Below are 18,417 nucleotides of genomic sequence, written 5' to 3' on the forward strand. Positions count from 1 at the left end.
ACACCCCCCGGATCATGCGTACGACAGGGGCAGTAAGTCATACCGGACCGAGCGACCGAGCAGTCCCCGGTGGGGACGATCAAAAAGGTAACGGGGTCAGTCTGCGGCGGCCTCCGCACAGATGAAGCGCGGCTCCGGGTCGTACTTCCAGGTGAACTTCTCCCGCTTGGCGACCTTGCCGTCCTTGTGGAACAGCCGCCACGCGTCCTGGGTGAACCCGATCAGCCCGCTGGTGGCGATGCAGTCGGGGCCGTCCGGCTTGGTGATCGTCGGCGGGGAGGTGATGTTGCGCCGGGCGCTCCACTCGGTGGTCACCTTGTCCCACACCTTGGTGCTCCACATCGACACGGTGATCGATTTGCTCGTCCACGCGGTGTCGATCAGCACGCCGTACGGGGTGTCGTTCTTGAATTTGAAGTCGAGGTCGGGCCAGAAGATCGTGGACTCGATGACGGCCGGGTACCGGTCGAAGTAGTACGAGTGCGGTTTGTGCTCGACGTCCTGGAGACCGGCGTAGTAGCTGGCGTTGAAGAGGGTCGTGGTGAACTGCGAGACGCCGCCGCCGACGCCGGGCTGAAGGTGCCCGCCGACGATCACCGGTGCGTCCTTGTAACCCTGCGCGTAGCCGCGTTCGCCGGTGTGCCCGTTCAGCGAGAACGTCCGGCCGGGCAGCACCAGGGCGCCGCGGACCTGTTTGGCGGCGGTCACGATGTTCTGGCTGCGCGACGACGACAGGCCGCCGGTGAACCTGGTGGTGAAGGTCGAGACCTTCTCCTTCACCCCGAGTCTCTCCAGGTCCGCGACGGAGGTGGCGGGCGGCGCGGTGGTCAGGGTGGCCTCGACGGTACGGGCGTCCGCGCTGGTCGCCGCGGTCAGCAGCCGGGGTGCGAGCGCGGCCAGGTCGATGCCCCGGCCCTCGGCGCCGGCCACGATCTTCGGTCTGCCGCCGGCGAACGTGAAGGACGCGTCCTCGGCGGGCACCTCGATCTTGGCGAGGGCCGGCGCGACGGCCGCGCGCAGCTTCTTCGGGTCGATCCGCGGTTCGATCAGGCCGGCCCGGTCGCCGGTCAGCACCAGGCTCTTCGCGATCGCGGCCGGCGGGATGGTGAGGGTGCCGCGTTCGGAGGTGACCGTGACCGGCGCGGCGACGGCCGGCCGGGCGACCGTCTCGACGAGCTGGTCCACCTGCTCGGCGGTGGTGGACGGTTGCAGCTCCACCAGCGGGACGGTGACCGGCTCGCCGGAGAGCCAGCCGGCCTTCACCGCCTCGGCGGTGCGCTGCGGGTCGAGGCCACGGCCCGGCCGTGGGTGCACGGCCTTCGGGGTGAGGCCGGTGAACGTGACGGCGGGCGCCCGCATCGCCGTGCCGACCTTGCCGACCGCCTTGCGCAGGGCGGCGTCGAGCAGGTCGGTGTCGACGGCGATCACCGGGGCGACGGCGCGGTCACTGAACAGGGAGGGCCGGCCGGCCGCGGCGGCGTCGACGGTCGCGTCCACGTCGACGACCAGCCCGATGTCCGCCGGGTTCAGGGTGGCTCCCCGGTCCTCCACCCGCACCTGGACGGCGGCGGTGGTCCGCGGGTCGGCGGCCAGATGCGCACGGAGCGCGGCGGCGGCCTCGGACCGGGCCAGGCCGCCGAGGTCGACGCCGAGCACTGTCACACCACGGGGCACGTCACCGGCCAGTGCCCAGCGGGCGGTGCCACCGGCCGCGGCGACGAGCGCGACGACGGTGAGCCCGGCGATCAGCACGCGGCGGCGGCGTCTCGACGGCGGCGGGGTGGGTGGCTGCGCGGGCGGCAGGGTGGGTGGCTGCGCGGGCGGTACCCCGACGTCGTCGTGGGTCGGCGAGGCCTGCTTCGGTAGCCGTACGGTGGGCTGCCGGTCACTGGCGGCGGTCACCGTGCCTCCTCGGGGGTCGGGGGCGGTGAGCCAAGGATCCTAATCGATCACGGACCGGTGACCCACAGACGGTCAGCTCCGCTGGGTGAGCGAAAGGGCCGTTCGTACCGTGCCGACCAGCTTCTCCCGGTCGAACGGTTTGGCCAGGATGGTGGATCCCGGTTCGAGGTTGTTGCCGTTCTCGTCGAAGAGAGACTCGGCGTATCCGGAGACGAAGACGACGCACAGTCCGGGTCGCCGGCCGGCCGCGATCCGGGCCAGCTGACGGCCGTCCATGCCGGGCATCACCACGTCGGTGACGAGGGCGGCGATCTCGCCACCGTGCCGTTCCAGCAGGCGCAGCGCCTCGGCCGCGCCCGGGGCGGTCAGCACGCGGTACCCGGCACCGCCGAGCATCCGGGCGGTCACCTGCAGCACGGCCTCCTCGTCGTCGACGAGCAGCAGGGTCTCCCCTCCGCCGCGCTCCCGCGGGACGTTCCGCGGCGGGGGCGGCGGCACCGGGGTGGTGCCGGCGACGGCGGGCAGCGCGATGGTGACCGACGTGCCCTCGCCGGGTTCGGAGCGCAGGGTGAGCTGCCCACCGGCCTGGCTGACGATGCCGTGCACGGTGGAGAGGCCGAGCCCGACCGTACCGGTGCTCGACTTCGTGCTGAAGAACGGCTCGCACGCCCGTTCCAGCACGTCCGGGGTCATTCCGATGCCGGTGTCGCGGACCTCGACGGTCACGTTCCCGCCGGCGGCCGCCGTGGTGATGGTGACCGTGCCGCCGGCCGGCATCGCCTCGACGGAGTTGCGGACCAGGTTGTCCAGGGCCCGGGCCAGTTGCACCGGGTCCGCCTTGATCTCGGGCAGATCGGCGCGCAGGACGAGGCGCACCTCGCAGGCCGGCCCGGCGGCCGCGCCCAGTGACTCCCGCTCTCCCTCGATCAGGGAGTTGATCCTGACCGCGGCCGGCTGGTTGACCTCGCGGCGGCCGAACGCGAGCATGTGCTGGGTCAGGGCCTTGGCACGCTCGCCGCCCTTGACCACCTGGGCCAGGTCGCCGAGCAGCGATGCGGCGGTCTCGGCCGGGATGCTGCTGTCCTCGCGGCCGTCGGTGATCGTCTCGATGGCGAGATTGGTGTACCCGAGGATGGCGCCCAGGATGTTGTTGAAGTCGTGCGCCGTTCCGCCGGCCATCCGGCGCAGGCTGTCCAGGCGCTCGGCGTCGCGGTGCCGGGCCTCGTCCTGGCGGCGCCGGCTCTCCTCACGCAGCCGCTCCTCGGCGTGGGCGACGTCGGTGACGTCGTCGACCATGAGGACACCGCCGGTCAGGCCCTCGTCCTCGTCGTGGGTCTGCCGCAGGTGCACGCGCAGGAACCGGACGGTGGCGTCGGGCCAGGTGATCCGGTGGGTGAAGCGCAGTTCGGTGTCGCCGCCGGCGCCGTGGAGCAGCCCGAGGACCGCATCGGCGTCCCGGTCGGCGAGCCGGAGGCAGCTCAGCCAGCCGGACCCGACGATCCGGGTCAGCGGGACCTGGAGGATCTCGGCGAGCCGCGGGTTGACGTAGTCGGCGTTGCCGTGCCGGTCGATGATGCCGATCCCGACCGGGGACGCGACCGCCATCGCCTCGAAGAGCCGTTCGGTGTCGTGCAGCGCCCGCACCTTCTCGATCAGCTTGGCGTTGACCGTCTGGAGGTGCGTCTGGGCGAAGTCCTCGTCGGCGGTCACGCTGATGTCGACCGGGCCGGCGGCCAGGGCAGTGTCGATCGCGTCGAGCAGTGCGTCCGGGTCCTGGGAGCGCAGCACCACCTGACTGACCCCGCAGGCCTCGGCGATCGGCCGGGTCTCCGGCTCCAGGTAGTTGGCGGTGTAGAAGATCACCGGGGCCTGGGCGGCCTCCCGGTCCGGGTCGGCGCGGAGCCGGTGGACCAGTTCGAGGCCGTCGATGCCGGGCATCAGGACGTCGGAGACCACCACGTCCGGGTGGTGGGCGTGCGCGAGGCGGAGCGCGTCGGCCCCGTCGTGCGCCTCGATGACGTCGTGGCCCCGGAAACCGAGCAGCATGCGCACGATCTCCCGGTTGGCGGCCACGTCGTCGACGACCATCACTGTCGCCACGTCGGCTCCCTTGCGGCGAGTCGGTGGGTGCTATGTCCGCAATAAGGCTAAAGCAGAAGAAGGTCACATGTACGTTGATGCTGAATCGGATTCGGATCCCGGAGGCCGCAGTGTTGCGTAGGGCCGTGTCTCTGCTGGCCGGAGCGGTCGTCGGCAGTGCCGCGGTACTGCTGGCACACCGGTCCCGGAAGGCGGCGGCGTGGGCCGAGGCGGGCCGGCGCACCGAGGCCCTGGAGAACGCCCGGCTGGCCGCCATCGTCGAGGCCTCCCAGGACGCGATCGTCAGCAAGACCCCGGACGGCACGATCAAGAGCTGGAATCCGGGTGCCGAGCGCCTCTACGGATACTCCGCCGAGGAGATGGTCGGCAGCGACGTCACCCGGCTGCTTCCCTCCGACCGGCTCGGCGAGGAGCGTGAACTGCTCGCCCGGGTCCGCCGCGGCCAGGACCTCACCCGGTACGAGACCCGCCGGCGCCGTAAGGACGGGAAGATCATCGAGGTGTCGCTGAGCATGGCCCCGATGCGCGACACCGGCCACGAGGTGATCGGCACCGCGACCGTCGCGCACGACATCACCGCCCGGGTCCAGGCCGACCAGCGCCGCCGGGTGGAACGCGAACAGCTCGAGATGATCATGCAGGCGGCCAGCGACCCGTTCTTCACCATGGACGACGACGGCAGGATCACCGAGTGGAACCGGCAGGCCGAGCACGTCTTCGGCTGGCGGCGCCCGGAGGTCCTGGGCCGCGACGTGACCGGCACCATCCTGCCCGGGCGCTACCGGCCGGCGCTCGGCCGCCTGCTCACCGGCCGGTGGGAGTGGCTGCTGGACCGGCCCATCGAGATGGCCGCCGTGCACCGGGACGGCCACGAGATCCCGGTCGAGCTGACCATGTGGCGCATCCGGCACGACAACGGCGCGCACTTCCACGGTTTCGTCCGCGACATCACCGCCCGCCTGGAGACCGAGCAGGCCCTCGGCGAGGCCCGCGACCAGGCGCTCGAGACGGCCCGGCTGAAATCGCAGTTCCTCGCCTCGATGAGCCACGAGATCCGCACCCCGATGAACGGCGTCATCGGCCTGACCGGGCTCCTGCTCGGCACCCCGCTCGACGACCGTCAGCGCCGCTACGCCGAGGGGATCAACTCGGCCGGGTCCGCGCTGCTCTCGGTGATCAACGACATCCTCGACTTCTCCAAACTGGAAGCCGGCAAGGTGCTGTTGGAGGAGGCGAACTTCCGGCTCGGCACCCTGCTCGACGGCGTGGTGTCGCTGGTCGCCCCGCCGGACACGCACGACGGCCCGAGCATCACCGCGATCTGCGACGAGCGGCTGCCCGCCGAGGTCTGCGGCGACCCGGCCAGGCTGCGCCAGGTGCTGCTCAACCTGGCCGGCAACGCGGTCAAGTTCACTCCGCACGGGACGGTCACCGTCACCGCCCGCCGGGACACCGGGCGCGGATGCGGGCCGGAGGCGGTACCGGTCCGGTTCGAGGTGCACGACACCGGCATCGGCATCGACCGGCACCGGCAGGACGAGCTGTTCGAGGCGTTCACGCAGGCCGACGCGGGCACCACACGGCGGTTCGGCGGCACCGGGCTGGGCCTGGCGATCAGCCGTGACCTGGTCGAGCTGATGGGCGGGCGGATCGGGGTGGTGAGCGAACCGGGGCGGGGCAGCACGTTCTGGTTCACCGTCACGCTGCGGACCGCCCAGGAGCATCTGAACCTCTTCGAACGGCACTCCCTGGACGGGCTGCGGGTGCTCATCGTGGACCGGGACGCCGACGACCGTACGACCCTGGCCGAGCAGTTGTGCGCCTGGTCGATGGACGCGCTCGGGGTGGCCGACACGGTCGGTGCGATCGCCGTGATGCGGGACGCGGCCGCCGCCGGGCGACCCGTCGACCTGCTCATCGTGGACACGCACACCGCGCCGGAGGACATCGTGGCGATCACCCCGCCGGACTGTCCACCGCCGCGGACGATCCTGCTCGCCGAGGACGCGCACCATCTTCCGGACGAGCCCGACCCGGTGTGGGTGGCGGCCGCCTTCGCCAAGCCGCTGCGGCAGTCACAGCTCTACGACGCCCTGGTCGGGGTGCTCGGTGACCGGGCCGGTGACCGGACGGCCGGCACGCCGGCGGGGGCCCGGCCCGGGCGCGGGCATCTGCTGGTGGTCGAGGACAACGAGATCAACCGCACGGTCGCGCTCGGCATCCTGACCAACCTCGGCTACAGCGCCGACGTCGCGGTCAACGGGCGGGAGGCGGTCGAGCGGGCCGCCCGCCGCGACTATCAGGCCGTCTTCATGGACTGCCTGATGCCGGAGATGGACGGCTACGCGGCGACCGCCGAGATCCGCCGCCGGGAGCCGGCCGGCCGGCACGTGCCGATCATCGCGCTGACCGCCGGCGCCCTGGCCGAGGACCGCGCCCGTTGCCTGGCCGCCGGCATGGACGAGCACCTCGCCAAACCGCTCATCCCGGCCGACGTCGCGCGGGTGCTGGAACACTGGATCGGCACCGGCACCGCTGGGCCGGACCTGCCGACGATGATCACCGAGATCGAACGGCGGCTGGACCAGCTGCGCGGTCCCGACCCGGCGGCCACCGCGGGGGCACTCGCCGGGCTGCTCGCGTCGCTGTCGGCGAAGATCCCGGAGCATCTGGACCGGATGCAGCAGGCCCTCGCCTTCGACGACACGGACCGGCTGCGCATCGAGTCGCACCAGCTCATGGGAGTGCTGGCGAACCTGGGTGCGGGACCGGCGACGACCGCGTGCGGCCGGATCGAGAGCGCCGCCCGGTCCGGCGACCTGGACGCGGCGGTGGTGTCCTTCACCGCCGCCCGCCCGCTGATCATGACGGCCCGCGACGCCGCCGACCACCTCCGCCGCAACCCGGTCACCGTGGCCGCCGGGCACTGACGGGTCGCCGGCGATCCGGCGGTCTCCGCCACGCCGGCGACCCGCACGGTCACCGCACCGAGGTGGTGACGCGGTCGCGGCGGTCGGAGTACAGGCTGGTGGCGGTCACGGTGGCCAGGGTGACGGCGATGACGACCAGCGACGCGTCGGTCGGGATGTCCGGGACGCCGGACCAGAGACCGTGTGCCCAGTGCAGCACCAGCTTCACCCCGATGAAGGCCAGGATGATCGCGAGGCCGTGGTTCAGGTGCCGCAGCCGGTCCAGGACGTTGTGCAGCACGAAATACAGCGCCCGCAGTCCCAGCAGCGCGAACGCGTTCGTCGCGAACACCAGGTACGGGTCCTCGGTCACCCCGTAGACGGCCGGCACCGAGTCGACCGCGAACACCAGGTCGGTCATGAACACCGCGACCACGACCAGGGCCAGCGGGGTCAGCGCGCGACGGCCGTTCTGCCGTACCGTCAGCCTGCCGCCCTGGTATTCGGCGGTCACCGGCATGAGCCGGCGCATCAGCCGGACACTGCGCATGGTCTCGATGTCGACCTGGTAATCCTCGTGCCGCAGCGCCTCCCGGAAGACCTTGACCGCGGTCAGCAGCAGCACCCCACCGAACAGCAGGAACGCCCAGGTACCGCTCTGGAGCACGACCGCGCCGGCGGCGATGAAGATCGCGCGCAGCACCAGCGCGCCGGCGATGCCGTAGAGCAGCACCCGCTGGGCCAACCACGGGGGCACCGAGAAGGCGGCCAGCAGCAGCATGAAGACGAACAGGTTGTCGACCGACAGCGACTTCTCCACCACGTAGCCGGTGTAGAACTCCATCGCCGGGCGACGGCCGTACAGATGCCAGATCAGGGCCCCGAACGCGGCCGGAAGCGCGAGGTAGAACAGCGACCAGCCGACCGCCTCGCGCATCGCCACCTCGTGCGGGCGGCGGGTGATCACGAAATCGACGGCCAGCAGGGCCAGCAGCACGGCGACGGAGATCGCCCAGAGCTGGGCGGACGCGATGGACGGTAGATCGAGCACGGGGCCCCCTCGGACACATGTCATCGTCCGAGGTCTCCCTCACCCGCCACCGGCAGGCGAACGCACGAGGGCACATGGGTGCCCGTGGTGACCGCCACGCTCTCGCGGAGGTACTCCCCTCGCGGCCAGCTTAGGCAGGTGCCGCCCGGGGAGCCAGGCCAACCACGGATTCCGGCATTCCGGTTGACGGGCCGGGGCGGCGGGTGGACCGTTGAGGTTCGGCTGTCACCGCAGCCGACCAGCGGTTCCGAGGGGGTACCGCCATGTTTGTCGACATCCTGGTAGGCACGTTGCTGATCGTCTGCATGATGATCAGCATCGGTGCACTGATGCCGCCGACGCATGGGCGCCGACGGCACCGGCACGGCTGACCGAACAACGAGCGGCCGCCTGGGAACGGGCGGCTGCTCCCCCGGTCAGATCAGGTCCTTCAGGGTCGCGGCGAACCGCGCCGGGGCGCGCAGATGCGGAAAGCAGGGGCGCTTCCCGGTTCGCGACTGCTTCCGGTTCGAGAACCAGCAGTGGTACGACCGGAGCAGGCTCCGGTCCCAGCGCGCCACCGCGAACTGCCGGTAGGGTGCCGGAACCCCGTCCAGGTCGGCCGTCGCCCGATGCTGGTCCGGGCAGTCCGGTGGCTCGGCGGCCGGCTCGTCGAAGGTCAGCACCGCCCGGGTCGCGTAGGAGTCCGCGAACGCCTCGGCGAGCAGTGCGCCCTCCCCCTGGCCCACGAGCACCGGCGCCCGGTGCAGGTTCAGGCCGTTGACCAGCACGGCCAGGTCCCGGGCCAGGCCGGTGACGTCGTTCTCGCTGCGGGCCGCGGAGTGCCCGTGCCCGGGCAGGTCGACGGCGATGACACTGCACGCGTCACCGAGTTCGGCCGCGACCGGCCACCAGATGGTCCGGTCGTAGAAGAGGCCGTGCAGCAGGACCACCGGCCGGCCGTACCGGCCCCAGCGGTCGTAGACCAGCAGGTTCTTCGGAGTTCCATGGGCGTGGGTGGTGCGGCGCGGGGGTTGAGGATGCACGGCGATGGTCTTCCTGATTCGGGGGGACACCAAACATGCGTCGATGTCCCCCGGTCCACCAAACATTGCCGGGAATTGATCCACTTCGGTCCACGGCCCGTATGGTTACGGCCGTGTCCCCTGTCCTGACCAACGCGCGGACGCTCGGTCCGTGGCGGGCGATCCTCGGATTCGCCGCTGGTCAGTCTGGCCGCCGACATGGTCTACGAGGGAGCCCGCTCGATCACCGGCCCACTGCTCGCCGGACTGGGCGCCTCCGCTCTCGTGGTCGGCCTCGTCACCGGCGCCGGGCTGCTGTTCCGGCTCGTGTCCGGCCCGCTCGCCGATCGCACCGCCCGGTAGTGGGCGCTCACCGTCACCGGCTACGGGCTGACCGCGGTGTGCGTACCGCTGCTGGCCACGGCCTACGGGGTCTTCGCCGCGGTGCAGGGCGTCGCGGCCCTGGCCGGCGGGCTGCTGGCCGGGGCCCTCTACGAGCAGTCCCTGACCGCGCTGGCCGTGGTCCTGGCCGGGGCGCAACTGGCCTCCGCCGTCCTGCTCACGGTGACGCTGAGGATGCGCTGATCAGGCCTTGTCGTGTCACGGTTTGGTGGCGACCACCACCAGGTTGAACCCGGTGTCGGCGGCCAGCACCGGGTCGGCGAACCCCGCCCGTGCCAGCAGCTCCAGGCGCTGCGCCGGGCCGCCCAGGGTGCCCGGCCCGTACGCGCCGGGCTGGGCCAGCGAACCCGGTGTGCAGAGGGCGGTCGGCGACGCGTACCCGATCCGGGTGATCGGCATCCCGATCGTGCCGGTCCAGTCGTCGGCCGCCCACGGTTCGACCGCCATCTCGACCAGCCCCGGAACCGCCGGGAACCAGACCTGGGCGAGCTGGTTGACGTACGCCGTCCGGAAATACCGTTCGATGCCGTGATAGGTGCAGCCGGGCACCTCGTCCCCGGGCAGGCCGCCGTCGGAGCGGAACGCCGCCTCCAGGTGCTCCAACGACAGGAAGTAGCCGGTGATGATCTCGCCGGCCGCCACCAGGTAGGCCGGCGAGTCCACCACCGACAGTGCCAGCGCATGCTCGGACGGCAGCTCGAACCGGTCCCGTCGACCGTCACGTAGCCGGACACGGCGAGCCGGCGCAGCCACTCGGTGACCAGACCCGCTGCGGCACACCCGCCAACGGAACGACCTCATCATCCCGGCGCAGCTCCACCGGCCCGAGCACGCCAACCGTGATACCCACCGCGCCATTCTCGCGGGCCGTGGCCCCGCCGATCACCCCGTTCACCCCGCTCTGCCAGGCATGCGACGTGCGGCCGGGCGGCGCCGCGACCCGGCATCCCGACGAAGCAGGCGCCGGACGGGCGGACGATCCGGGGACGGCGGGACCTCGCTCAGCCACCCGTCGGCGGCGGAAACCGGAACTGTCCGGTCTCAGCGGTACGAGCTGGCCGTACGCGAAAGGGGATAGCCTGCGCCGGGTGGACCTTGAGTTTTCGGACCCGTCGTTCGTCCGCGATCCGTATCCCGCGCTGGCTCGGCTGCGGGAGCAGGCCGCCCTGGGCTTTCACGAGCCGAGCGGGCGCTGGCTGGCGGTGAGCCACGCCGCCGTCGACGCCGTGCTGCGGGACCGGCGACTGGGACGGTTCTGGCGGGACGAGGAGCCGGCCGCGGTCTTCGAGCCGTTCAACCTGCTGCACCGGCATCAGATGATGGAGAACGAGCCACCGGTCCACACCCGGCTGCGGGCGCTGGTGGCGAAGGCGTTCGCGCGGGGGCACGTGGAACGGCTGCGGGCCACCGTCGCGGCCGAGGCGACGGCCCTCGTCGAGGCGGCCGGAGCCGATTTCGATCTGTTGACGGATCTCGCCGAGCCGCTGGCGGTGACGGTGATCGCCGAGCTGCTGGGGGTTCCGGCGGACGAGCGGCACCGGCTGCGGCCCTGGTCGGCGGCGATGGTGCGGATGTACGAGGTGAGCCGCACCCCCGAGGTGGAGGCCGCCGCGCTGGAGGCCTGCCGGGAGTTCGCCGGGTACATGCGGGAGCTGGCCGAACGCAAGACCGCCGAGCCGGGGGACGATCTGATCAGTCACCTGGTGTCGGTGCGGGACGGCTCCGACCGACTGTCCGCCGAGGAGCTGGTGGCCTCGGCGATCCTGCTGCTCAACGCGGGTCACGAGGCATCGGTCAACGGGCTCGGCAACGGGATGGTGGCGCTGCTGGACCACCCGCGGGAGCTGGCCCGGCTGCGCGCCGACCGGGAGCTGGTGCCGACAGCGGTGGAGGAGATGCTGCGCTACGACTCCCCCTCGCAGCTGTTCGTGCGGACGGCGGCGGCCGACGTGGAGATCGGTGGGGTGACGGTTCCGGCGGGGGCGGAGGTGGCGGCGCTGCTCGGGGCCGCGAACCGGGATCCGGCGGTGTTCGCCGACCCGGACCGCTTCGATGCGGGCCGGGTGCCGAACACGCACATGAGTTTCGGGGCGGGCCTGCACTTCTGCCTCGGGGCTCCGCTCGCCCGGATCGAGATGCAGGCGGCGCTGACCGCTCTGCTCGAGCGTGCGCCACGGCTGGAACTGGCCGCCGAACCGGTCCGGACGCCGGGGTTCGTGCTGCGCGGCTACGAGTCCGTCCGGCTCGATGTCCAGTGAACACTGATGTGATCGCCGGACGGTAGGGTCGGCCGGTGCGGACGAAGCAGGAGCTGACCGAGGACATCCGGCGCGAACGGCGGGCGGCGCTCGTCGTGAACGCGCGGTCACGGCGCGGGCGGCAGCTCTACGCCGACGCGCACGCCCGTCTGCTCGCCGCCGGGTTCGAGCTGCTCGGGTCGTATGCGGTGGACCGTCCCGGCGAGCTGGAGAAGTCACTGACCGCGGCGCTCGCCCATCACCCGGACCTCCTGGTCGCCGGCGGCGGTGACGGCACGATCAGCACGGCGGGGCGGATGCTCGCCCACCGCGACGTGGCTCTCGGTCTGCTGCCCCTCGGCACGACCAACAACTTCGCGCGTACGGTCGGCATCCTGCCCGATCTCGACGAGGCGATCGCGACGCTCGTCGACGGCAGGGTCATCGACGTGGATCTGGGCGTCGCCGGGGACATGTCGTTCACCAACCACGTCGGCGCGGGTCTGTCCGCCGAGATCATGATCAACGTGCCCGGCCGGCTGAAACGGGTGATCGGGCGGATCGCCTACCCGCTCACCGCGCTCGGCCTCCTGACCCGGCACCGGCCGCTGCGGGTCACGGTGCGGGCCGACGGCCGGGAGCTCGTCCTCACCACCCACCAGGTCTATGTGGCGAACGGGGGTTTCCACGCCGGCCGTCCGATCACCGCGGACGCCCACGCCGACGACCGGCTGCTCGTCGCCTATCCCGTCGGTGGGGCGTCGAAGTGGGAGCTGGTGCGCGAGACCGCCCGCAACGCGCTCACCGGCCACCGGCGCACGCTGCGCGACCAGCCGTTCCTCGCGGTCGGTGAACTGTGGCTGGAGACCGACCGGCCGGCGCACGTCGAGGTCGACGGCGAGCCGTGCGGTGCGACACCGCTGCGGGTGGCCGTCGACCCCAACGCGCTGCGGATCATGGCCCCACCCGGCACCCCGGACCACTGACCGAACGACTCGGCTGGTTCCCACCGTCGTCTCGAACCGGCCGAGACAGCGGTGACAGCCAGCCACCCGAAGTGGGCTGGTTCCCACCGTCGTCTCGGACCGGCTGAGACAGCGGTGACAGCCAGCCACCCGGATCGGCGCGGCGGCGCGGCCGGGCCGCTCGGGATCAGCGGGCCGTGCCGGCCTCGGGATCGGTGATCTTCGAGAGCCAGGTGGTCGCCTCGGCCGGGGGCAGGATCCGGTCGAGGGTGATCTCCGGGTGCATCAGGGGGTAGACGCGGCCGGTGTTCCAGGAGCGGGCGTAGGACGGCCGGTCGAGCACGACGACCCGGTGCCCCTCGACGACCGGGATGTCGGTGGGGCGGCCCTCGCCCCAGATCCGTTCGCCGTCGGCACCGAACAGCTCGAACTGGCCGCGTACCCCACCGGCCGGCTGGAGGTCGGGGCCGTCGGTGGCGGCGGCGATCCAGGCCGCCGCGGGACGGGTGCCCTCGATCAGGCCCTGCGCCGGGTCGCCGATCAGGGTCGCGGCGAGCAGGGTGTGCAGTTGGAAGTTGTCACCGACCCCGCTGACGGTCAGCCGGAACGCCCGCCCGGACGGCCGGTGGACGACCAGGAACGGTTCGTCGTCGAGCACCTGGAGCAGGCCGAACAGCCACGGCGCCGCGTCGGCGTAGTCGGTCATCGCGTCGGCCGCGGCGGCCAGCCGCTCGCGGCCGGGGAACGCCTGCCGTACCCGCTTCTGTTGCAGCGGCAGGAGCAGGCTGGGGATCCACTCGTCGACGGTGAAGAACGACTCGGTGAGCCGAATGCCCTCCTCCCGGCCGATGCCGGTCTGCGCGGCGACCCGGGCGGCCCGGTCGATCAGCGCGTCGGCCTCCTCCTGGCTGCCGGGAGCCTCGAACGCCCCGCCGTCCTTCTCGGCCAGGACGGGGAACCGGACGGCCTGCTCGAGCCCGTCGGTGACCCGCTCGACCAGTACGTCGAGCAGCACGAACGGGTCGGCGCCGGCTTCGACCAGCCCGGCCGCGACCTGGGCCAGCTGGCCGCCGTTGCCGATCGACACCTGGCGCACCGCCGGGAGCAGCCGGCGGACGCCCTCGGTCAGCTCGTCCGGTCCGGCCGAGTCGAGGGAGCCGATGATGCCGCGCATCGCCGCCGACGACGCGTCCTCGTCGAGACCGATGACACCCTGAGCCAGATCTCCGCAGAAGTCCGGCAACGTGCGCTTCTTACGCCTCCACCACATCGGCGCATCGTAGAAGCGCGATGCCGGGGTCCGCAGGGGACCCCGGCATCTCCGGTCGTCTCAGGCGTTGGCGGGCGCCTTGTCGTCGGGCACATTGTCGGAAGTGGTGGCACCCTCCGCCTCGGCGATGATCCGCTGGTCCTCGCGGGCGTGCTTGCGGTACTGGAGCACCGAGTAGACGACCGCCGCGGCCCAGGCGACGTAGATGACGCCGTACAACCCGTAGCGGACACCGTCGGGGGCGTCGATCCAGTCGCTGCGCAGCAGGGACCGGGTGTTCGTCAGGATGATCACGCCGCCGACCGCGGCCCCGAGGACCCGCGGCGGGATGTGGCGGACCAGCCAGGCGGCGATCGGTGCGGCGATGACGCCACCGATCAGCAGGGCGAGGGCCCAGCCGTAGTCGATGTTCTCGCTGCCGATACCCAGGATGAAGCCGAGGCTCGCGGCGATCGCGACGAGGAACTCGCTGGTGTCGATCGAGCCGATCGTCTTGCGGGGCTCCAGCCGGCCGCTGGCCAGGATCGCCGGGGTGCCGACCGGGCCCCAGCCGCCGCCACCGGTGGCGTCGACGAAGCCGCCGACCAGGCCGAGCGGGGTGAGGAACCGCTTGCGCAGCGGCTTGCCGAGCTGCCCCTTGGGCAGGCCCTGGAAGGTGAACCGGACGAACACGTAGAGACCGAGGACCAGCAGGATGACCGCCATCAGTGGCGCGGCGACCTCGGTGGAGATGTTGGAGAGCACGGTGGCTCCGGCGAAGGCGCCGATCGCGCCCGGCACGCCGATCCTCAGGACGACCTTCCAGTCGACGTTGCCGAACCGCCAGTGCGCGATGCCGGAGACCAGGGTGGTGCCGATCTCGGCGAGGTGCACGGTGGCCGAGGCGGCCGCCGGGTTGGTGCCGATCGCGAGGAGGAGCGTGGTCGAGGTCACGCCGTAGGCCATGCCCAGGCTGCCGTCGACGAGCTGAGCGCCGAGCCCGACCAGGGCTAGGAGGAGGAGCTTCTGCATGTCGGACCGCCGGAGTAGGGAGGGGCAATTCCTAGTTCTTGGATCGGAGAATAGAAGCCTAGTTGGTAAGTAGGCAAGGCATCAATCGCCACAGGCACTGACACGCATGTTGCAGAATGACCACCGTGAGTGACGCTGATGACGTGCGCCGGCTTGCCCTCTCCCTGCCCGAGACCGAGGAGATCGACAGCGACGGCTTCGACTTCCGGGTGGCCGGCAAGGGATTCGTCTGGTCATATCCGGAACGTCTACCCGGGAAACCGCGCGTGATCCGTACCGATGTGGCGGTTCTGTACGTCGGCGACGAGGCGGAGAAACAGGCTCTGCTGCTCGGCGAGCCCGACATGTTCTTCACCACACCCGGCTACGACGGGCTGCCCCTCGTGATGCTGCGACTGGAGCAGACCTCCCCCGAACGGCTGAGAGAGCTGATCACCGATGCGTGGCGGATGCGGGCCCCCGACGACGTCGAGGCCGGCCTGACGGCCGGCCTCGACAGTGAACTGCGGTGATCAGGGGCGCGGTGTAGCGGCCTTGCGGTAGGCGAGCAGGCCCAGGATCAGGCCGGCCAGACCGGCGACCAGGCCGGCGATGCCGAACGCCGTGCCGTTGCCACTGTCGCCCTCCTCGGCGGCGGCCTCGGTGGTCGGGGCCGGGGCCGCGGCGGACGGGGTGGCGGCCGATGCGCCGGCGAGCTTCAGGACCGGCGCCGGGCTCTCCGGCTCGGTGCCGTCGGTGGTCGGCTCGTCGATCCAGCGGACCACGGCTCCGTCGGAGTACGTCTGGAGCGCCTTGAAGACGATCTGGTCGGTCGCCGGCAGCGGCCCGAGCGACACGTCGAACTCCTGGAACGTGCCCGGCTTGATCTCCGAACCGGCGGCGGCGGTCCAGGTGATCTTCGTGACCGCCTCGGTGATCTCGCTGTCGTGGACCTTGACCGGGGTGGCCAGCTTCGACTTCTCGGCCACCGCCGTCCAGCCCGGCACCGGCTTGACCGACACCGACCCGATCGGGCTCTCCGCCGGCAGGTTGACCTCCAGCTTGGTGGTCGACGCGGTGTCGCTCTCGTTCGGGACCCGGAACGCCACCTTCGTGTAGCCGCCCTGGGTCGCGGTGCTCGGGTTGACGGTCACGTGCGCGGCCGCCGGCCCGGCCAGGCCGAGCACGAAGGCGGCGGCGACGGCGGAGACGGTGGCGGCACGCCGCAGTGCGGTCTGCTTCATGGGGGACCCCTTCACGCCTTGCGGCGACGGATGAACAGGAAAGCGGCGCCGGCGGCGAGGACGACCACGATACCGGCGATCAGACCATAGATCGTTGTATCGGACGACTCTTCGGACTTCGGGGCCGTCTCGGTGAGAACCGCCGGAGTCGACGCGGCGGTGGTCGCGGCCGGCGCAGTCGCAGCCGCCGGGGACGGAGCCTCGGCCGTCGGCGCGGCGGCCGCCGCCGGATCGTTCACGGTGAACCGGTACGACCCCTTGACGGTGTGCCCATCGGTGGAGACCACCTGGTAGGCGACCGTGTAGACGCCGTTGACGAGCGGCGCGGCGAGGCTCACCATGCCGGTCGCCCCGTCCACCTTCGGCGCCGAGGTCTCGACCTTGGCCTTGGCGGCGTCACTGAGCGTGATGATGGTGTAGTCGGGATCCAGCTTCTGCAGGAATCGCAACTTCACCTCGGACGGTGACTTCTTCAGCGTCGCGTTCTTGTCCGGGTTCGCCTCGGCCAGCGCGTTGTGCGCCCACGCCGGAGCGCCCGGCAGCAGGACGGCCAGCAGCGCGGCCAGGGCCAGCAGCGGCCGGCTCAGGCGAGCACCGGCTCGCCGATCCAGCCGCCCTCGGCGCAGCCCGGGGGAATGGCGAAGACCGCGGATCCGATCGGTGTGGTCCATTCGTTCAACAGGTCCTTCTCAGCGAGTCGCCGTTGGATGGGGAGGAATTGCCGGTCGATGTCAGCTTGGTACGCCGCGAAAACCAGCCCGCTGTCGGGTCGCCCCTGCGCGTCCGGGGCCTCGTCGTAGTTGTACGGCCGGCGCAGGATCTTGAGCCGGGGATCGGTCTGCCGGGCCCGCGCGACGTGCGAGAAGTCCGGCATGACGGGCAGCCCGGTGTCGTCGAGCTTGGTGAAGTCCGGCTCGTCGAACTCGGCCGTGCCGCTCAGCGGGGCACCCGACCCCATCCGCCGGCCCACCGCGTTCTCCTTGTCGCCGACGCTGAGCAGGTCCCACGTCTCGATCTCGGCGCGGATCCGGCGGACCACCAGGCTCGTCGACCCGTCCGGGTTCCACACCGCGGTGTCCATGGCCGCGTCCCGCGGGTTCGCCGTGCCGTCCAGTTGGCCGAGCACGTTGCGCTGGGTGAATCCGGCCGGGTGCACGCCCGCGCTGCGCCGGAATCCGCGCTGCACCCAGCGGATCGCGCCGAACGGCCGGGCGTCCTTGATCAGCATCCGCTGGGCGTGGGTGACGGTCAGCGCGTCGTCGGCGCAGATCTGCAACAGCAGGTCACCACCGTTCCAGCGGTCCTCCAGGCGGTCGACGGTGAACGGCGGCAGGTCGGTGACCGGGGACTTCAGCCCGGCGGCCCGGTACAGGCCGGGGCCGAACCCGAACGTGACGGTCAGCCGGGACGGGTGCACCGCCAGTTCCGCCTCGGTGTCGCCGAGCGCCGGCTCGCCCCGGGTCAGGCGTGCCGCGTCGTCGGTGAGCAGCCGCAGCATCCGGCCCAGGGCGGCCCGGTCGGTGCCCTTGGACAGGGTGAACGACAGGAACGCGGCGTGCGCCGGCGGTTCGGTGGTGACACCGGCCTGCCTCGGGCCGTGGAAGGGCACGATGCCCGTACCGATGTCGGTGAAGGAGGCCGGGACCACCGCCGGCCGCTCCCCCTCGGGGGACGAGGGGGTGGCGGAGCAGGCGGCGACCGCGCCGAGGCCGGCGGCGGCGCCGCCGGCCAGAAGGGCACGTCGACGCAGCGTCACGGGTGCGCGCTCGCGGTGGCCAAGGGCATACCGTGCATGCCGGGGGCGTAGCTCTCCTGGGCGCCCGCGAACGGCTTCGCCACCGCGGTGAACGCGACGGTTCCGCCGCCGGCCAGGGTCAGCGTGAAGGCCACCTCGTCACCGGGCTTGATCGGGGCGGACGGCTGCATCAGCATCAGGTGGTCGCCTCCCGGGCCCAGCTCGTGGGTGGCGCCGGCCTTGATCACGAAGCCACCCTCCTTCGGCTTCATCACCATCTTGCCGTCCTCCATCGCCATGGTGTGCAGCTCCATCGGCGACACCGGCGACGTCGCCCCGGTGATCGTCACGTCGGCGCCGGTCTCGTTGACGAGCGTGCCGAACGCCGCGGTCATCCCGGTGTCCGCCGCCTTCACCCAGGGGTCACGCACGGTCAGCGCGGCGGCGGGGGCGGACGACGCCTGCGTCGGCGCCGGTGCGGCCGCGGTCTCCGGGGAGCCGCCGCAGCCGGCGAGAAGGGCGCAGGTGACGGCGGCGACGACGAGAACGGTACGAGTGGGCATTCATCTTCCTCAAGCTCGGCAACGCCCGTTAGTCGCCGGTCGGCG

At 71.8% G+C, this 18,417-nt stretch carries 16 protein-coding genes and 1 pseudogene; 6 read left to right on the top strand and 11 right to left on the bottom strand.

Translation table 11 applies throughout. The features are described 5' to 3' along the window. Positions 1-96: 96 nt before the first annotated feature. Positions 97-1,902, bottom strand: coding sequence for a VanW family protein (locus BC793_RS41615; protein WP_109602141.1), 1,806 nt, complete (start codon positions 1,900-1,902; stop codon positions 97-99). A 72-nt stretch (positions 1,903-1,974) separates the two neighbouring features. Next, positions 1,975-4,002 carry a hybrid sensor histidine kinase/response regulator gene (locus BC793_RS41620; RefSeq protein ID WP_239170607.1) on the bottom strand — a complete coding sequence of 676 codons (2,028 nt, stop codon included), beginning with the start codon at positions 4,000-4,002 and terminating at the stop codon, positions 1,975-1,977. A 125-nt stretch (positions 4,003-4,127) separates the two neighbouring features. Between BC793_RS41620 and BC793_RS41625 the strand changes: the two genes are divergently transcribed. Next, entirely contained in the window at positions 4,128-6,932 is a 2,805-nt protein-coding gene (locus BC793_RS41625; RefSeq protein ID WP_158319535.1) for a PAS domain S-box protein, read from the top strand. A 49-nt stretch (positions 6,933-6,981) separates the two neighbouring features. Here the strand turns inward: BC793_RS41625 and BC793_RS41630 are convergent, their stop codons facing one another. Both BC793_RS41630 and BC793_RS41635 read right to left on the bottom strand, forming a co-directional pair. Next, positions 6,982-7,944, bottom strand: coding sequence for a TerC/Alx family metal homeostasis membrane protein (locus tag BC793_RS41630; protein ID WP_373871307.1), 963 nt, complete (start codon positions 7,942-7,944; stop codon positions 6,982-6,984). A 434-nt stretch (positions 7,945-8,378) separates the two neighbouring features. Continuing rightward, positions 8,379-8,987 carry an alpha/beta fold hydrolase gene (locus BC793_RS41635; RefSeq protein ID WP_158319536.1) on the bottom strand — a complete coding sequence of 203 codons (609 nt, stop codon included), beginning with the start codon at positions 8,985-8,987 and terminating at the stop codon, positions 8,379-8,381. 101 nt (positions 8,988-9,088) lie between these two features. Between BC793_RS41635 and BC793_RS41640 the strand changes: the two are divergent. After that, a pseudogene (locus BC793_RS41640) lies at positions 9,089-9,390 on the top strand (MFS transporter); the annotation flags it as partial. Beyond that, the gene (locus tag BC793_RS52985) at positions 9,366-9,551 is read left to right on the top strand and encodes a hypothetical protein (protein ID WP_373871308.1); all 186 of its coding nucleotides are present in this window, start codon (positions 9,366-9,368) and stop codon (positions 9,549-9,551) included. The pseudogene BC793_RS41640 and the gene BC793_RS52985, both read left to right, overlap by 25 nt. 15 nt (positions 9,552-9,566) lie before the next feature. Here BC793_RS52985 and BC793_RS41645 read toward each other — a convergent pair whose 3' ends face one another. Next, positions 9,567-10,121: a hypothetical protein gene (locus BC793_RS41645; protein WP_109602146.1), complete on the bottom strand. Its 555-nt coding sequence runs from the start codon at positions 10,119-10,121 to the stop codon at positions 9,567-9,569. Between the two features lie 335 nt (positions 10,122-10,456). Here BC793_RS41645 and BC793_RS41650 point away from each other — a divergent pair, with 335 nt between their 5' ends. Then, positions 10,457-11,626, top strand: a complete 1,170-nt coding sequence (locus BC793_RS41650; protein WP_109602147.1) for a cytochrome P450 — start codon at positions 10,457-10,459, stop codon at positions 11,624-11,626. A gap of 35 nt (positions 11,627-11,661) precedes the next feature. Beyond that, a complete protein-coding gene (locus BC793_RS41655; protein WP_109602148.1) occupies positions 11,662-12,591 on the top strand; it encodes a diacylglycerol/lipid kinase family protein in 930 nt (309 codons plus the stop codon). A gap of 166 nt (positions 12,592-12,757) precedes the next feature. Here the strand turns inward: BC793_RS41655 and BC793_RS41660 are convergent, their stop codons facing one another. Beyond that, on the bottom strand, positions 12,758-13,840 hold the full coding sequence (locus BC793_RS41660) for a hypothetical protein (RefSeq protein WP_146246705.1): 1,083 nt from the start codon (positions 13,838-13,840) through the stop codon (positions 12,758-12,760). A 60-nt stretch (positions 13,841-13,900) separates the two neighbouring features. Beyond that, entirely contained in the window at positions 13,901-14,851 is a 951-nt protein-coding gene (locus BC793_RS41665) for a sulfite exporter TauE/SafE family protein (protein ID WP_109602150.1), read from the bottom strand. Positions 14,852-14,976: 125 nt separating this feature from the next. On the opposite strand from BC793_RS41665, the gene BC793_RS41670 reads away from it, so the two are divergent. Further along, on the top strand, positions 14,977-15,363 hold the full coding sequence (locus BC793_RS41670; RefSeq protein WP_203896579.1) for an MmcQ/YjbR family DNA-binding protein: 387 nt from the start codon (positions 14,977-14,979) through the stop codon (positions 15,361-15,363). On the opposite strand, the gene BC793_RS41675 is transcribed toward BC793_RS41670, so the two are convergent. Genes BC793_RS41675 through BC793_RS41690 form a run of 4 tightly spaced genes read right to left on the bottom strand, consistent with a single transcriptional unit; the run spans position 15,364 to position 18,372 of the window. Then, positions 15,364-16,074 (bottom strand): YcnI family copper-binding membrane protein, encoded by a 711-nt coding sequence (locus BC793_RS41675; protein ID WP_109602152.1) that lies wholly within the window; start codon positions 16,072-16,074, stop codon positions 15,364-15,366. It abuts the gene before it with no gap. A gap of 11 nt (positions 16,075-16,085) precedes the next feature. Continuing rightward, positions 16,086-16,745: a copper resistance CopC family protein gene (locus BC793_RS41680; protein ID WP_109602153.1), complete on the bottom strand. Its 660-nt coding sequence runs from the start codon at positions 16,743-16,745 to the stop codon at positions 16,086-16,088. Next, positions 16,658-17,824, bottom strand: coding sequence for a Dyp-type peroxidase (locus BC793_RS41685; protein ID WP_109602210.1), 1,167 nt, complete (start codon positions 17,822-17,824; stop codon positions 16,658-16,660). Before BC793_RS41685 ends, BC793_RS41680 begins: the two co-directional genes overlap by 88 nt. Positions 17,825-17,826: 2 nt before the next feature. Next, entirely contained in the window at positions 17,827-18,372 is a 546-nt protein-coding gene (locus tag BC793_RS41690) for a copper chaperone PCu(A)C (protein ID WP_109602154.1), read from the bottom strand. Between the last annotated feature and the right edge of the window lie 45 nt (positions 18,373-18,417).

It is taken from the genome of Actinoplanes xinjiangensis (genome assembly GCF_003148685.1).
Taxonomy (GTDB): Bacteria; Actinomycetota; Actinomycetes; order Mycobacteriales; family Micromonosporaceae; genus Actinoplanes; species Actinoplanes xinjiangensis.

Coding starts and splice junctions, on each gene's coding strand:
- BC793_RS41690 (WP_109602154.1), bottom strand. CDS start 18,372: ATGCCCACTCGTACCGTTCTCGTCGTCGCCGCCGTCACCTGCGCCCTT.
- BC793_RS41680 (WP_109602153.1), bottom strand. CDS start 16,745: ATGGACCACACCGATCGGATCCGCGGTCTTCGCCATTCCCCCGGGCTG.
- BC793_RS41665 (WP_109602150.1), bottom strand. CDS start 14,851: ATGCAGAAGCTCCTCCTCCTAGCCCTGGTCGGGCTCGGCGCTCAGCTC.
- BC793_RS41660 (WP_146246705.1), bottom strand. CDS start 13,840: ATGTGGTGGAGGCGTAAGAAGCGCACGTTGCCGGACTTCTGCGGAGAT.
- BC793_RS41675 (WP_109602152.1), bottom strand. CDS start 16,074: ATGAAGCAGACCGCACTGCGGCGTGCCGCCACCGTCTCCGCCGTCGCC.